Origin of the sequence: Dactylosporangium sp. NPDC000244, assembly GCF_040300725.1 — a bacterium.
Classification (GTDB): domain Bacteria; phylum Actinomycetota; class Actinomycetes; order Mycobacteriales; family Micromonosporaceae; genus Dactylosporangium.
Genome location: NZ_JBEPEH010000024.1, coordinates 1 through 13,885, shown reverse-complemented (window position 1 = coordinate 13,885; position 13,885 = coordinate 1). Strand labels below are relative to the sequence as shown.

Sequence of the window (13,885 nt, the reverse complement as noted above, 5' to 3'; positions counted from 1 at the left end):
GGAGCGGAGCGGAGGGGCCGCTCATCAGATGCACAGCTTCCTCATGCCGGCGCCGGAGCTTGCGGAGGTGTCGGCATGAGCAATCTCGCGCACCTTGTCGAAGGCCGCGGCGACCGGACCGGCCTCTACGGTGAGGACGGCCGCAGCTGGACGTTCGCCCAGATCGACCGCATCGCCGGCGGGGTCGCCGAGGACCTGCGCGAGGCCGGCGTCGGCCCCGGCGACCGGGTTGCCTGCCACCTCACCAACGGCCCGGAGATCGCCTTCTTCCTCTTCGGCGCCTGGAAGCTCGGCGCCGTCCCGGTGACGATCAGCAGCCTCTACAACGCCGACGAGCTCGCGGAGTCCGTCGCGAAGACCAACCCCCGCCTGCTGATCTCCGACGGCACGCTGGGCTGGACCCGCGAGGCCGACGTCCCCGCGGCCGACGTGGAGCCCGACGCCGAGGCCTGCATCCTGTTCACCGGCGGCACCACGACCGGCCGGCCCAAGGCGGTCTCCGTCACCCACGGCGGCACCCGCGCCTCCCTCGCCCGGCTGGCGAAGGTCTCCACCGGCACCGAGGCCGAGCTCACCGCCGCCCCCGACGCCAGGCCGAACCTCATCGCGCTGCCGCTGTTCCACAGTGGCGGGCAGCACTCGCTGCTGTTCGCGTTCCACGTCGGCCGCGCCGCCGTCGTCTGGGAGCGCTTCGGCATCGACCGGCTCGCCACGCTCATGGAGCGGTTCCGGTTCGACAACTTCTTCTTCCTGCCCACGATGGTCTTCGACATCGTGCACGCCGAGCGCGACCTGCCGTTCGAGGGCGTGAAGTCGGTGCTCGTCGCGGGGCAGGCGATCTCCTGGCCGGTGCGCAAGGCGTTCGAGGAGCGCTACCGGGTGCCGATCCTGGTCAACTACGGCTCCACCGAGGCCGGGCACATCGCCGGCTGGACCGGGCGGGACATGAAGGAGGGCCGGTGGAAGCCCGGCTCCGCGGGCCGCGTCTACCCCGGCGTCGAGCTGGAGATCCGGGCCGACGACGGCACCGCGCTCCCGGTCGGCGAGGAGGGCGAGGTCGTCGTGCGTTCGGAGCTCACGAAGGGGTACGTCGACGACGCCGCCGCCTCGCAGGAGCTGGTCCGTGACGGGTGGGTGCACACCGGCGACACCGGGTACGTGGACGCCGACGGCGTGCTGTTCCTCGTCGGGCGCAAGCGCGACATGATCAAGTGCGGCGGGTTCCAGGTGTGGCCGGAAGAGATCGAGGACGAGCTGCGCGAGCACCCGCTCGTGCACGACGTGCGCGTGCTCGGCCGGCCCGACGAGCGCCTCGGCGAGATCCCCGTCGCGCTCGTCGTGCGCGAGGCCGACGACGCCGTCTCCGACGACGAGCTCGCCGGGCGGCTGGTCGCCTTCGTCCGCGACCGCCTCGCGCACTTCAAGACCCCGCGGCGCATCGAGTTCGTCCCCGCGCTGGAGCGCAGCGCGGCCGGCAAGGTCAGCCGCACCAAGGAGGCCACGGCATGAAATTCGGCATCATGGCCTCGCACCAGTACCCCCACGACGAGGACCTCGGCAAGCACCTCAGCGAGCTGTTCGGCACGGTGGAGCTGGCCGCGGAACTCGGCTACGACTCGGTCTGGACGATCAACCACTTCCAGTCCAACCTCGCCACCCCGCAGCCGATCTCGATGATGGCCGCGCTCATCCCGCGCACCGGCACCATGCAGATCGGCACCGGCATCCTGCTGCTGCCGCTGTTCCACCCGGTGCACGTGGCCGAGGAGTTCGCCACCCTCGACCACCTCTCCGGCGGGCGGGTCATCCTCGGCGTCGGGGCCGGCTACCGGGAGAACGAGCTCGCCGCGTTCGGGGTCGAGCCCGACACCCGGTTCCGGCGCATGGACGAGAGCCTGCGGGTGATCCGCGCCCTGTGGTCGGGCCAGCCCGTCACCCACGAGGGCGAGTACTTCCCGCTGCGCGACGCCTCCATCGGCATCCGCCCGCTCACCCCCGGCGGCCCGCCCATCTGGGTCGGGGCCGGCGGCAAGCGGGCCGTGCGCCGGGCCGCCCGGCTCGGCGACGCCTGGTACGCGCCCGGCAACGCGCCGAGCAAGAAGTTCCTGCCCGAGCACATCGCCGTCTACGACGCGGCCCTGGCCGAGTACGGCAAGGACACCGTCAACGTCGAGCGTCCTGTCGGCGTCGAACTGTACTGCGCGCCGACCACCGAGCAGGCCGTCGCCGAGGGCCTGCCGCACGCCCGCAGCGAGTACGCCACCTACGCCGAGTACCCGGCCCTGCGCTGGCAGCGGGACCGCTTCGACGAGCTGGTCCTCAACACGCTGCTGCTCGGCTCGCCGGAGATGCTCATCGAGCGCATCGGCTACCTGCGCGACCTCGGCTTCAACCACCTCATCTTCCGGCCCGGCTGGATGGGCCTGCCGGCCGAACGGGTGCGCGCGTCGCTGCGCCTGTTCGCCAAGGAAGTCTTCCCCGCCTTCAACCACTAAGGACTACGCCGTGAAGAAGACCGAAGCCGAGCTGCTGGAAAACCAGTGGGACGTCGAGAACATGGAAGTCGACCCCGAGGTGCTCGCGAAGTACGTGCGCTACGACGTCGACGAGGCGCGGGCCGTCGCCACCATCACCTTCGACCGCCCCGAGCGGCTCAACGCGATCCCGGTGGCCGCCTTCGAGCGCGTCGGGGACCTGGTGCGGGAGGCCGAGACCGACGACCGCGTGAAGGTCATCGTGTTCAAGGGGGAGGGCGATCACTTCGGTACCGGCGCCGACGCCTCCGAGCTGGGCCACTACATCGGCTACAAGTCCGGCACCGACAAGGCCTCGCGGCGCCGCCCCGCCCAGCGCCAGCGGATCCTGCCCGACCGCAACGTGCTCAGCTCCGGCTTCACCCGCCCGATCATCGAGTCGCTGAAGGCCACGATCTGCCAGGTGCAGGGGTACTGCTACGGCGGGCACTTCCAGATCGCGCTGTCCGCGGACATCGTCATCGCCACGCCCGACGCGCGCTTCACCCACCCGGCGTTCCGCTACCTCGGCCCCGGCCCGCAGGACATGTACCACTGGATCGAGAAGGTCGGCCTGACGACCATGAAGGACGTCATGCTCACCATGCGCGCGATCGGCGCCGAGGAGGGCGAGCGCAAGGGCCTCGTCACCAAGGTCGTCGAGCGGCACGAGCTGCAGCAGTGGGTCGACGACTACGCCGACGCCATCGCCGTCATGCCGCTGGACTCGCTCATGATGGGCAAGTCGATGATGCAGATCGTGATGGAGGCGCGGGGCAAGGGCCTCGGCGCGATGACGGGGTGGGTCGGGCACGGCTGGGCGACGAACGTCAGCTTCGAGGACGGCGACTGGAACTTCCTCAAGGAGCGGCGCGAGAAGGGCATCGCGCAGGCCCTCGCCGACCGCGACCGGCTCGTGGCCCCGTACTTCCGCCTCAGCCAGTCCCGCTCCAAAGAGGACGACACCAAGTGAAGTTCGGGATCCTGCTGGACCACCAGTACGAGCCCGGCGACGACATCCAGCGGCGCACCGGCGAACTGGTCGAGTACGTCCAGCACGTGCGCGACCTCGGCTTCGACTCGGTCTTCGGCATCCACCACTACCTGTCGTCGCTGAGCACCCCGCAGCCGCTGCCGCTGCTGTCCCGGCTCATCGAGCACTCCGGCACCATGCAGCTCGGCACCGGCATCCTCATCCTGCCGCTGGGCCACCCGGTGCACTGGGCCGAGGAGATCGCCACCATCGACCAGATGTCCGGCGGCCGGTTCGTGCTCGGCATCGGCTCCGGCTACCGCGAGGACGAGTTCGCGTCCTTCGGCGTCGAGCGGCGCACGCGGGTGTCGCGGATGAACGAGTCCCTCGAGGTCATGCAGCGGCTGTGGACGGGGGAGCCGGTCAAGTACGACGGCAAGCACTTCCAGCTGGACGGGGTGCGCTGCAGCGTGCTGCCGGCCCAGCGGCCCGGCCCGCCGGTGTGGGTCGGCGCCAACGGCCCGATCGGCATCGCCCGCATCGCCAAGCAGGGGCTGCCCTGGCTCGCCCCGTCCAACGTGCGGCGCAACTGGGCCGTCGGCAACCTCAAGGACTACCGCGAGCAGCGCGCCGCGGCCGGGCACTCCGAGGAGGGCGCGGTCTTCCCGATCCACCGGGACCTGTGCATCGCCGACTCCTTCGACGAGGCCTACGCCCTGGCGGGGGAGGCGGTGCGGCGCTCCTACGGCGAATACGTCCAGTACGGCATGGACTACTTCGAGTCGCAGTGGGAGGGCATCAAGCACAAGGCGCTCTTCTTCGGCTCGCCCGACGACATCGCCGCGAAGATCACCGACTTCGCCGACGGCGGCTACAACCACTTCGTGTTCCGCTCGCAGTGGCTCGGCCTGCCGATCGAGCGCTCGATGGAGATCGTCGAGCGGTTCGCCCGCGAGGTCATGCCGAGGTTCCGCGCATGAAGATCGGCCACCTCATCGTCCCGGCCGGGGACCTCGACGCCCAGGAGGCGTTCTACACCGGCCTCGGCCTCACCACCCGGTTCCGCGACGGCGACCGCTACGCGGCCCTGACCGACGGCACGGTCACCATCGGCCTGGCCGACGCCTCCCAGCAGCCCGTCCCGGGCCGGGTCGTGCTGAGCATCCAGGTGGACGACCTCGACGCGTGCCTGTCGGACGTTCCCGGGGCCGTCGTCGAAACCGGTCCGCACGAGCGCCGGGCGGTCATCAGCGATCCGGCGGGGAACCCGGTCGTGCTCTATGAGAGGCTCCCCTCATGAGCGTCGCCGTCGTCCGCCTGGATGGCCCCACGCTGACCCTGACGGCGAAGCTCAAGCTGCTGCAGGCGCTGCGCAAGGCGGCCGCCGACGACAGCGTGCGGGCCGTCGTGCTCACCGGCACCGGGGACGTCTTCAGCCGTGGCCAGGACCTGAAGGAGCTGGCCGCGGCGCTGCGCGACAACCCGGCCACGGCCGGTGACACTGTCGAGGCCCACTACAACCCGATCACGACGCTGCTCGCGACGATGCCCAAGCCGGTCGTCGCGGCCGTCAACGGCACCTGCGTCGGCGCCGGCCTCGGCTTCGCGCTCGCCTGCGACCTGCAGGTGTGGTCCTCCGCCGCCACCCTCTCGACGGCGTTCACCAAGATCGGGCTGACCTGCGACTCGGGCCTGTCGCTCACCCTCACCCGGGCCGTCGGCCACGCCCGCGCGTCGCAGCTGATCCTGCTGGCCGAGCCGTTCACCCCGCAGCAGGCGACCGGCTGGGGCTTCGCCGGCGACGTCGTGCCGCCCGGGGAGGTCGAGCCGCGCGCCCTGGAGCTCGCGGCCCGCCTGGCCGGCGCCTCCGCCCCGGCCCTGGCGGCCTCGAAGCGGCTCCTGGCCGCGGCCTCGCTCGCGGAGACGCTGCGGGCCGAGGCGCGGGAGCAGGTCGCGCTGGGCCGGACCCCCGAACACGCCGCGCTCGTAGAGGAGTTCTTCCGTGACCGTTCGTGACCGCACGATCGCGGTGCTCGGCGGCACCGGCCCGCAGGGGCGAGGCCTGGCCCGCCGCTTCGCCGCCGCCGGGCTCGCGGTCGTGCTCGGCTCCCGTTCCGCCGAGCGCGCCGAGGCGACCGCGGCCACCCTGCCCGGCAACGTCCGCGGGGCGTCCAACGCCGAGGCGGCCACGGCCGGGGACATCGTGGTCGTCGCGGTGCCGTGGGAGGGCCACGCCGAGCTGCTGCGCGAGCTCGCCCCGGCGCTGTCCGGCAAGATCGTCGTGGACTGCGTGAACCCGCTCGGGTTCGACCAGCAGGGGGCGTTCGCGCTGGTGGTGCCCGAGGGCTCGGCCGCCCAGCAGGCCGCCGCGATCCTGCCGTGGTCGACCGTCGTCGGGGCGTTCCACAACGTCTCGGCGGTCGTCCTGGAGGACCCCGAGGCCGAGACCGTCGACACCGACGTGCTCGTCCTCGGCGACGACCGGGCCGCCACCGACCTCGTGCAGGAGCTGGCGTCCACGATTCCCGGGGTCCGGGGGTTGTACGGCGGACGCCTGCGCAATGCTCATCAGGTCGAGGCGCTCACCGCTAACCTGATCTCCGTCAACCGTCGTTACAAGGCCCACGCGGGCCTGCGCATCACCGACGTTTAAGGAATATTGGTCGAAATGGAACTCGCCGGCACCGCCGCCATCGTCACCGGCGCCGCCTCGGGTCTCGGCGCCGCCACCGCGGCCGCCCTGACCGCTCGCGGCGCCAAGGTCTACGGCTTCGACCTGCAGCCGTCCACCGAGGACGGGCTCGTGGTCGACGTCACCGATCCCGAATCCGTCCGCGCCGCCGTAGCCCAGGTGGCCGGCGGCCCCGAACCGCTGCGCACGGTCGTCAACTGCGCCGGGATCGCCCCCTCGGAGCGCATCCTCGGCCGCCGCGGCCCGCATGACCTCGCCAAGTACGCGAAGGTCATTCAGGTCAACCTCATCGGCAGCTTCAACGTCCTCACCCTCGCCGCCGAGCACATCGCCCAGACCGAGCCCGACGACCAGGGGCAGCGGGGCGTCGTGGTCAACACCGCCTCCGTCGCCGCCTTCGACGGCCAGATCGGGCAGGCCGCCTACTCCTCCTCGAAGGGCGGCATCGCCGGGCTGACCCTGCCGGCGGCCCGGGACCTGTCGCAGTACGGCATCCGCGTGATGGCGATCGCCCCCGGCATCATGGAGACCCCGATGATGCAGACGGTGTCGGAGGAGTACCGCACCGGCCTCGCCGCGGGCGTGCCGTTCCCGCACCGGTTCGGCACCGCGGACGAGTACGCAAAGCTCGTCCTGTCGATCGTGGACAACGACTACCTCAACGGCGAGGTCATCCGCCTCGACGGCGCGCTGCGGATGGCCCCGCGGTAGCACTGACGTTTGCCTTGACCCGGGCCCGGGGACGCGGCGGGCGGCGCCCGGGGCCGAGGTCTGCTGTTCGCGGCGTGCCTGCTGTTCGCCGCGCTCGGTGGCCCGCCTCGGTGACCTGAACAACACCGAGGCGGCCGGCGTCTCGATCTGCACGCTGGAAACCGTCGCGCTGGTCCTGCACCTGCGCGCCGCCCCCCGCCGCGTCCGCGCGTACCGGTACACCCAGCGTGGCCCTCGGCCTGCTCGCGGCCCGGACGCCACTGATCCTGCTGCTGGCCGGGACGGCGGGCCACCTCGTCGTCGACACCGTCTTCCTCACCTTCAGCGTGCGCGACGCCGGCCCGGACGCGCACGTGCCGACGCTGCTGCACCTGCCGATGTTCCTGATCCTGCTGGCGCCGGTGGTGCAGCCGCGGCCCGCCGGGGCCGGGACGGACGCCGTGCGGTCGCTGCGCCGCAACGCCTGGCTGCCCTACGCCGCCCTCGCCGGCGGCTACCTGCTGCTCGTCGTCGCCGCGGCCCGCTCCGGCCTGTTCCCGTGGCTCGGCCTGATCGTCGGCGCCTTCGTCATGACGCTCGGCGTCGCCCGCGGCGTGCGCGTCGCCCTGGACGACTTCGGCACCGGCTACTCATCGCTGCAACGCCTGACCCGCCTGCCGGTCGACATCCTCAAGCTCGACCGCTGCTTCGTGGCCGAGCTCAACGGCGACCCGGAGCGCGCCGCGGTCGCCGAGGCCGTGATCCGGCTGAGCCAGATCCTGCGCATGGAGACGGTCGCGGAGGGCATCGAGGACGGGGACCAGGCGACGGAGCTGACGCTGCTGAGGTACCGCAACGCCCAGGGCTACCACTTCGCCCGCCCCCTGCCCCCCGACGGCGTCGAGCGGCTCCTGTTCGGGGCCGGCCTCACGCCGGCCCGGTCGACGTCCGTATCTTGAGCTCGCAGGCGACCCGGATCAGCTCGTGGGACTGGGGTTCGCCATTGATCGCGGACAGCAGCCGCTGCCCGGCTACCCGGCCCATCTCCAGCAGCGGCAGCGCGACGGTCGTCAGCGGCGGGCGCTGGTGCACGGCCAGGGAGCGGTCGTCGAAGCCGACGACCGCGACCGCGCCGGGAATGGCGAGCCCGCGGTCGTGAATCGCGGCGAGGGCGCCGGTGGCCAGGTCGTCGCTGGCGCAGAAGACGGCGTCGGGCGGGTCGGGGAGATCCAGCAGCGCGGCCGTCAGCGCGTAGCCGTCCTCGGGCGACCAGGACGCCGCGTGCCGCACGAGCACCGGGTCGGCGTCGAGGCCCGCCTCGCGCAGCGTCGCGGTGAAGCCGTCGAGCCGGTCGGCGGTGGCCTCCCAGGAGGCGGGACCGTTGATGAAGCCGATGCGGCGGCGGCCGAGGTCGAGCAGGTGCCGGGCGGCCAGGGCGGCGCCGCCGCGGTCGTCGGGCAGGATGCTCGGGACCGGCTCGGCCATGCCGTATTCGTAGAGGAACACGTAGGGCGTGTCCGGCATGGGCAGCGCGGGGCCGGAGCGGGGCCGCACCCGGTTGCCGGACATGATGATGAGCCCGTCGACCTGCCGGTCGAGCAGCCGTCGCAGGTGCTTGCGCTCCTTCTCCGGGTCGCCGTAGCTGTTGGCGAGCAGCACGGAGACGTCGTACTCCGACGCGGCCTCCTCGACGCCGCGCATGAGCGTCGTGGTGAAGATGCCCTCGAGGTCGTCGGTCAGGATCGCGATGGTGTCGGTGGTCCGCGCGCGCAGGCCCCGGGCGACCGCGTTGACCCGGTAGCCGAGCCGGCCGATGGTGTCCAGCACGCGCTGGCGGACCTCGGGGCCGACGTCGGGCCGGTCGTTGAGCACCTTCGACACGGTCGCGGTCGACACCCCGGCGACGGAGGCCACGTCGCGCATGGTGACGCGGCCCGGTGAGCTGCGTGCGGCGGTCACATCGCTCCTTAACCGATTTCGTTGAGCTTCGGCGAACGTCACTGTAGCAGAAACTCCAGCTGGGATACTTGACATGATCCGGACGCAGGGCTGTAACGTGCCCTCTACGAAAACGATTACGTAACTGGGACCTCGGAACTTCGCGTTCGGAAGGAGCATCGATGACGCAGCGACGGCGGCTCGGCCCCCAGGCCCGCCGGCAGCGGCTCGGACTGCTGCTGGTGGCGCCGGCCGTGCTGCTGGTGCTCGGGCTGTTCGTGCTGCCGGTGATCGTCACCGCGGTCATGTCCTGCTACGACTGGTCGCTGCTCGGCTCGCGCCGGTTCATCGGCCTCGCCAACTACCGGCGCCTCGGCGGCGACGCCACCTTCTGGCACAGCCTCGGCTTCACCACCCTCTACACCGTCATCGTGACCGCGGCGCTGCTCGTCGTCGGCTTCGCGCTCGCCTCCGCGGTGCGCCACCGCCGGCGCGGGGTCGGGCTGCTGCGCACCGCGTTCGTGATGCCGGTCGTCATCGGCTTCGCCACCGCCAGCTACATGACGCTATGGCTGCTCGACGACCGCATCGGCATCGTGCCCGACCTGCTGCGCAGGAGCGGGCTCGCCGACGGCCCCGTCTCGGTGTTCGGCAGCTTTCCCACCGCCCTGGCGGTCGTCGTCGCGCTGGTCGTCTGGAAGACCGTCGGCCTCACGATGCTGCTGCTCATGAGCGGGATGCAGGCCATCTCCAAGGAGTTCTACGAGGCGGCCGAGGTCGACGGGGCCAGGCGGCTGCGGGTCTTCCGCTCCATCACGCTGCCGCTGCTGCGCCCGACGCTCGCGCTGGTGCTCATCCTCACCGTCATCGGCAGCTACCTCGCCTTCGACCAGTTCTTCATCCTCACCCAGGGCGGCCCCGACAACCGCACGATCCCGGTCGTCTACCTCATCTACCGGGCCGGGTTCATCGACTTCAACCTCGGCTACTCCGCGGCCATGTCGATCGCGCTCATGGCCATCCTGCTCATCCTCACCACCGTGCAACTGCTACTGACCCGCTCCCGGGAGGACTCGTGACCCGGCGCCCCGGCTGGTTGCCGGCCGTCCCCTTCTACACCGTCTTCGGGCTCCTCGCCCTGCTCTTCGTCGCCCCGCTCGGCTGGCTCGTGATCGCCTCGTTCAAGACCGGCGCCGAGTTCGCCCAGACACCCCCGACCCTCCTGCCGCACGACCCGAGCCTGGAGAACTACCGCCGCCTGCTCGACGCCGGCCTGTTCCACAACGTCCTCAACAGCGCCCTCGTGACCGCCGGGACGGTGCTCGCCGCGAGCGCCCTGTCGGTCCTGGCCGGCTACGGCTTCGCCCGCTTCCGGTTCCGTGGCCGGGGAGTGCTGTTCCTCGTCGTGCTCTCCACGCTGATGATCCCGTTCCAGTCGATCGTGCCGTCTCTCTACGTCATCCTCGACGACCTGCACCTGACCAACTCGCGGCTCGGGCTCGTGCTCGTCTACACCGTGTTCGCCCTGCCCTTCGGCATCTTCACCATGCGCGCCGCCTTCGCCTCGGTGCCCGCCGCGGTCGAGGAGGCCGCGATCTGCGACGGCGCCGGCACGTTCACGGCGCTGCGGCGGGTGCTGGTGCCGATGGTCGCCCCGGGCGTGGCGACCGTCGCGCTCTACGCCTTCTTCACCGCCTGGAACGAGTTCCTCGCCGCGCTCATCTTCACGACCAGGCAGCAGTCGTACACCCTCCCGGTCATTCTGGCGAATCTGCAGACCGGCGCCGGCGGCACGCTCAACTGGGGCGTGCTCGAGACCGGAGCGGTCTTCGCGGCGGTGCCCTGCGTCGTCATCTTCCTGATCCTGCAGCGCTACTACGTCGCCGGGCTGACCGGCGGCGCCGTCAAAGGTTAGTTTCCTTTAGGAGCCCGCAATGCCCCCTACGCGCCGCCTGGCGCCGGCTCTGGCCGCCCTCGTCGCCCTCGTGTTAGCCGCCTGCAGCAACACCGACGCCCCCGGCGACAGCCCGTCCGCCGCGAGCGACCTCACCGGCGACGGCCCGGCCACCCTCTGGGTCCGCGCCGCCGACGAGCCGATGGACAAGGCCCTCGTCGCCGCCTGGAACGACGCCAACCCCAACCGCAAGATCACGATGCTGACCGTGCCGGACGCGCAGTACGTGCAGAAGTACGTCCAGTCCGTGCGCAGTGGCGACGCCCCCGACCTCGTCGCCGTCGACATCGCCAACGTCAAGTCGCTCACGAGCCAGAACCTGCTGACCGACATCACGAAGCTCGTCGACGCGCTGCCGTACAAGAGCGCCCTGGCCCCGGCCGCCGTGCGGATCAGCACCGCCGACGGCAAGATCTACGCGCTGCCGCACCAGCTCGACGTCTCGATGCTGTACTACAACAAGGACCTCTTCACCAAGGCCGGCCTCGACCCGCAGAAGCCGCCGGCCACCCTGGACGAGCTCGTCGCCGACGCCCGGAAGATCACCGCGCTGGGCGGAGACACGTACGGGTTCTCCTTCGCCGGCAACTGCGCCGGCTGCAACGCCTACACGCTGTTGCCGTACATCTGGGCCAGCGGCGGCGACATCATGAACGCCGACGGCACCCAGGCCACCCTCGACGACCCCGCCGTCGCGGCCGCCCTCAACGCGCACAAGACGATGTGGGACGAGAAGCTCATGCCCGCCGCGGTCAAGGACGACAACGGCGCCACGTGGCTCAACGGCTTCCAGTCCGGCAAGATCGGCATGATCGCGCTGGGCAGCTTCGCCGTCAGCGTCTACAAGGCGCAGGCCGGCCTGAACTTCGGCGTCACCACGATCCCGGGCACGTCCGGCACCGCGTCCTTCCTCGGCGGCGACGTCGTGGGCATCGCCCGTGGCGCCAAGAACGCGAAGACCGCGTGGGACTTCATCGCCTGGAGCATGTCCGAGGACGTGCAGAAGACGGTCGTGGCCAAGACCGGCCAGCTCACCGTCCGCTCCGACACCGCCGACAACGAGCTGACCAAGGCCGAGCCGCGCCTGCTGCAGGCCAACCAGCTCGTCGCCACCGCGAAGGTGCCGGTCACCGCGAAGTACAACTCCCTGTTCATCGACCCGACCGGCCCGTATCTGCAGTTCATCCGCGACTGGGTGTTCACCGGCGACCCGGCGAAGGCCGTCTCCACCGGCAAGTCCGGCTTCAGCAGCCGGCTCGCGTCCTGATCGTTTCCGAAGGAGTCAGCACCATGCACGACCTGAGCTTCCGGTGGCCGCACCCCCGCATCGACACCTCGCTCGGCCCGATCAGCGTCCGCATCCACACCGGCGAGAACGTCTACGGGCTCGGTGCAACAACGTCCGATGGCACCGGCACGGTCACGGCGGGCGAACTCACCTGGGCCGGCGGGCAGCAGGTCAGCCCCGGCGGCGCGGTCGTGCGCATCGACGACACGGACGGCGTCGTGCGGATCTCGGTCCGCGCGACGCACCGCGACGGAATCCGCTGCGTCGCCGTCGTCCTGCACGACCAGCCCACCGGGGACGTCACCGGCCTGCGCGAGGGCGACCTGCCGGTGCCGGTCACCGGGCGGGTCGTGCAGTACCCCAACGGCTGGTTCGACCTGGCGACCCCGCTGCTCGGCCTGAAGCGCCCCGACGGCTCCTGCACGGTCGCGCGCAGCCTGGACACCCAGGTGCGCGCCAAGCGGTTCGTCGTCGTCCCGCACTTCGCCTCACCGTCCACATGCGACTTCGAGCTGATCGCCGACGCGGACGCCACCCGGCCGAGCGCGGACTTCGCCGTGCCGACGTGGGAACTGCGCCGCGTGACGGACCTGGCGCCGGTGGTGGCCTCGCACACCGAGCACATCCGCTCCGCGTACGACCTGCCCTCGTGGTCATCGCGCCCGGACGTACCCGACTGGCTGCGCCGCACCGCACTCGTGGTCTCGCTTAACGGGATGCACTTCACCGGGCGCGTGTTCCTGGACTACGACGCCATGTTGACCACGTTGCGACGGCTGTCCGAGCAGATCGACCCGTCGCGGATCCTGGCCTATCTGCCCGGTTGGGAGGGGCGATATTACCGGTGGTACGGCCGGTTCGACGTCGATGAGCGCCTGGGCGGAGCGGCCGGATTCCGGCGGCTCATCGAGGGCGCGCACCGTCTCGGCACCCGCGTGATGCCCATGTTCGGCGCCAACGTCGCCGCCCGTGACCTGCCCGGCTTCGAGACGTGGGCCGCGCCCGGGCAGCTGCTCAACGCCAGCGGCCACATGCCGATCGGCTCCGTCGACTGGGACGCCTCGCGCCACTTCGACCACAGCTGGGGCGCGCTGATCAACCCCGCCTACGAGCCGTGGCGGCGGCACCTGGCCGAGCAGATCGTGCGGCTGCACCACGAGTACGGCTTCGACGCCGCGTTCCTGGACATCTCGGCCATGTACAACAACGACCCGCGCGGCAGCACGGTGCACGGCCTGCGGGCCCTGGTCGACCTGCTGCGGGAGGGCAGCCCCGACCTGCTCATCGCGGGGGAGGCCTGGTTCGACGGGATCGGCGGGCACATCCCGCTCGTGCAGGCCGGGCACCGCGACACCGTGCCGACGCTGCACGACGAGCCCGATGCCGCCCTGTTCACGGGGGCCAACCGGGCGTTCGGGCACGTGTGCCTGGGCGATCCGGCGTACGGGTCGACGGGTGTGCACGAGGCCGGCTACAACGCGCACTGGCGCCTGCCCGTGCGTGAGGGTGTCCTGCCCACGCTGACCGTGGTCGACGGCACGCTCGACGACGCGGCCGACCGGGTGGCGCTGATCATCCAGGACGCCCACGAGTACGCGGCGAAGTACCTGGCCTGAGCGGTCCTTCGTCCCGCCGTCCCCCGGGCGCCTGAGCAACGCCCGGGGGACGGCCTCCGCTTCTGGGGGACTCGCGCGCCGCGAGCACCACTGCGATCAGCCAACAAAGTTAAACATTTCGCTGTTGGACATTGTTCTATGGCGATTTAGTGGGACACACTGGGCGTTCCTGACCCGTCCGCCAGCGGGAGATGCCCATGTTTCGATTCACGTTCAGGCCG

The 13,885-nt window shown here is 71.2% G+C and carries 14 protein-coding genes; 13 read left to right on the top strand and 1 reads right to left on the bottom strand.

Annotated elements, in window-relative coordinates; all coding sequences use genetic code 11:
- Positions 1-75 precede the first annotated feature (75 nt).
- The 9 genes from ABT369_RS31605 to ABT369_RS31565 all read left to right on the top strand — a co-directional run bounded on the left by ABT369_RS31605 (position 76) and on the right by ABT369_RS31565 (position 7,827).
- The gene (locus tag ABT369_RS31605; RefSeq protein ID WP_350617557.1) at positions 76-1,509 is read left to right on the top strand and encodes a class I adenylate-forming enzyme family protein; all 1,434 of its coding nucleotides are present in this window, start codon (positions 76-78) and stop codon (positions 1,507-1,509) included.
- Positions 1,506-2,495 carry an LLM class flavin-dependent oxidoreductase gene (locus ABT369_RS31600; RefSeq protein ID WP_350617555.1) on the top strand — a complete coding sequence of 330 codons (990 nt, stop codon included), beginning with the start codon at positions 1,506-1,508 and terminating at the stop codon, positions 2,493-2,495. The genes ABT369_RS31605 and ABT369_RS31600 overlap by 4 nt, the downstream gene beginning before the upstream one ends.
- Before the next feature lie 10 nt (positions 2,496-2,505).
- Positions 2,506-3,486 carry an enoyl-CoA hydratase/isomerase family protein gene (locus ABT369_RS31595; RefSeq protein WP_350617553.1) on the top strand — a complete coding sequence of 327 codons (981 nt, stop codon included), beginning with the start codon at positions 2,506-2,508 and terminating at the stop codon, positions 3,484-3,486.
- On the top strand, positions 3,483-4,466 hold the full coding sequence (locus tag ABT369_RS31590) for an LLM class flavin-dependent oxidoreductase (protein ID WP_350617551.1): 984 nt from the start codon (positions 3,483-3,485) through the stop codon (positions 4,464-4,466). Before ABT369_RS31595 ends, ABT369_RS31590 begins: the two co-directional genes overlap by 4 nt.
- The gene (locus tag ABT369_RS31585) at positions 4,463-4,786 is read left to right on the top strand and encodes a VOC family protein (protein WP_350617549.1); all 324 of its coding nucleotides are present in this window, start codon (positions 4,463-4,465) and stop codon (positions 4,784-4,786) included. Before ABT369_RS31590 ends, ABT369_RS31585 begins: the two co-directional genes overlap by 4 nt.
- Positions 4,783-5,502 (top strand): enoyl-CoA hydratase/isomerase family protein, encoded by a 720-nt coding sequence (locus ABT369_RS31580; RefSeq protein WP_350617547.1) that lies wholly within the window; start codon positions 4,783-4,785, stop codon positions 5,500-5,502. The genes ABT369_RS31585 and ABT369_RS31580 overlap by 4 nt, the downstream gene beginning before the upstream one ends.
- Entirely contained in the window at positions 5,489-6,139 is a 651-nt protein-coding gene (npdG, locus tag ABT369_RS31575; RefSeq protein ID WP_350617545.1) for an NADPH-dependent F420 reductase, read from the top strand. The genes ABT369_RS31580 and npdG overlap by 14 nt, the downstream gene beginning before the upstream one ends.
- A 15-nt stretch (positions 6,140-6,154) precedes the next feature.
- Positions 6,155-6,889 (top strand): SDR family NAD(P)-dependent oxidoreductase, encoded by a 735-nt coding sequence (locus ABT369_RS31570; RefSeq protein WP_350617543.1) that lies wholly within the window; start codon positions 6,155-6,157, stop codon positions 6,887-6,889.
- Positions 6,890-7,116: 227 nt separating this feature from the next.
- Positions 7,117-7,827, top strand: a complete 711-nt coding sequence (locus ABT369_RS31565) for an EAL domain-containing protein (protein WP_350617541.1) — start codon at positions 7,117-7,119, stop codon at positions 7,825-7,827.
- Here ABT369_RS31565 and ABT369_RS31560 read toward each other — a convergent pair.
- A complete protein-coding gene (locus ABT369_RS31560) occupies positions 7,796-8,827 on the bottom strand; it encodes a LacI family DNA-binding transcriptional regulator (protein WP_350617539.1) in 1,032 nt (343 codons plus the stop codon). The genes ABT369_RS31565 and ABT369_RS31560 overlap by 32 nt on opposite strands.
- A gap of 161 nt (positions 8,828-8,988) precedes the next feature.
- Between ABT369_RS31560 and ABT369_RS31555 the strand changes: the two genes are divergently transcribed.
- Genes ABT369_RS31555 through ABT369_RS31540 form a run of 4 tightly spaced genes read left to right on the top strand, consistent with a single transcriptional unit; the run spans position 8,989 to position 13,664 of the window.
- Positions 8,989-9,885 (top strand): carbohydrate ABC transporter permease, encoded by an 897-nt coding sequence (locus tag ABT369_RS31555; RefSeq protein WP_350617537.1) that lies wholly within the window; start codon positions 8,989-8,991, stop codon positions 9,883-9,885.
- Positions 9,882-10,721 carry a carbohydrate ABC transporter permease gene (locus tag ABT369_RS31550; protein WP_350617535.1) on the top strand — a complete coding sequence of 280 codons (840 nt, stop codon included), beginning with the start codon at positions 9,882-9,884 and terminating at the stop codon, positions 10,719-10,721. Before ABT369_RS31555 ends, ABT369_RS31550 begins: the two co-directional genes overlap by 4 nt.
- A gap of 19 nt (positions 10,722-10,740) precedes the next feature.
- Positions 10,741-12,027: an ABC transporter substrate-binding protein gene (locus tag ABT369_RS31545; RefSeq protein WP_350617533.1), complete on the top strand. Its 1,287-nt coding sequence runs from the start codon at positions 10,741-10,743 to the stop codon at positions 12,025-12,027.
- A gap of 23 nt (positions 12,028-12,050) precedes the next feature.
- On the top strand, positions 12,051-13,664 hold the full coding sequence (locus tag ABT369_RS31540) for a hypothetical protein (protein WP_350617531.1): 1,614 nt from the start codon (positions 12,051-12,053) through the stop codon (positions 13,662-13,664).
- Positions 13,665-13,885: the final 221 nt, after the last annotated feature.

What these genes read in the sequence shown, in the direction of transcription:
- ABT369_RS31580 (WP_350617547.1), top strand. Translation starts at nt 4,783, where the DNA reads ATGAGCGTCGCCGTCGTCCGCCTGGATGGCCCCACGCTGACCCTGACG.
- ABT369_RS31605 (WP_350617557.1), top strand. Translation starts at nt 76, where the DNA reads ATGAGCAATCTCGCGCACCTTGTCGAAGGCCGCGGCGACCGGACCGGC.
- ABT369_RS31570 (WP_350617543.1), top strand. Translation starts at nt 6,155, where the DNA reads ATGGAACTCGCCGGCACCGCCGCCATCGTCACCGGCGCCGCCTCGGGT.
- ABT369_RS31585 (WP_350617549.1), top strand. Translation starts at nt 4,463, where the DNA reads ATGAAGATCGGCCACCTCATCGTCCCGGCCGGGGACCTCGACGCCCAG.
- ABT369_RS31600 (WP_350617555.1), top strand. Translation starts at nt 1,506, where the DNA reads ATGAAATTCGGCATCATGGCCTCGCACCAGTACCCCCACGACGAGGAC.
- ABT369_RS31545 (WP_350617533.1), top strand. Translation starts at nt 10,741, where the DNA reads ATGCCCCCTACGCGCCGCCTGGCGCCGGCTCTGGCCGCCCTCGTCGCC.
- ABT369_RS31555 (WP_350617537.1), top strand. Translation starts at nt 8,989, where the DNA reads ATGACGCAGCGACGGCGGCTCGGCCCCCAGGCCCGCCGGCAGCGGCTC.
- ABT369_RS31540 (WP_350617531.1), top strand. Translation starts at nt 12,051, where the DNA reads ATGCACGACCTGAGCTTCCGGTGGCCGCACCCCCGCATCGACACCTCG.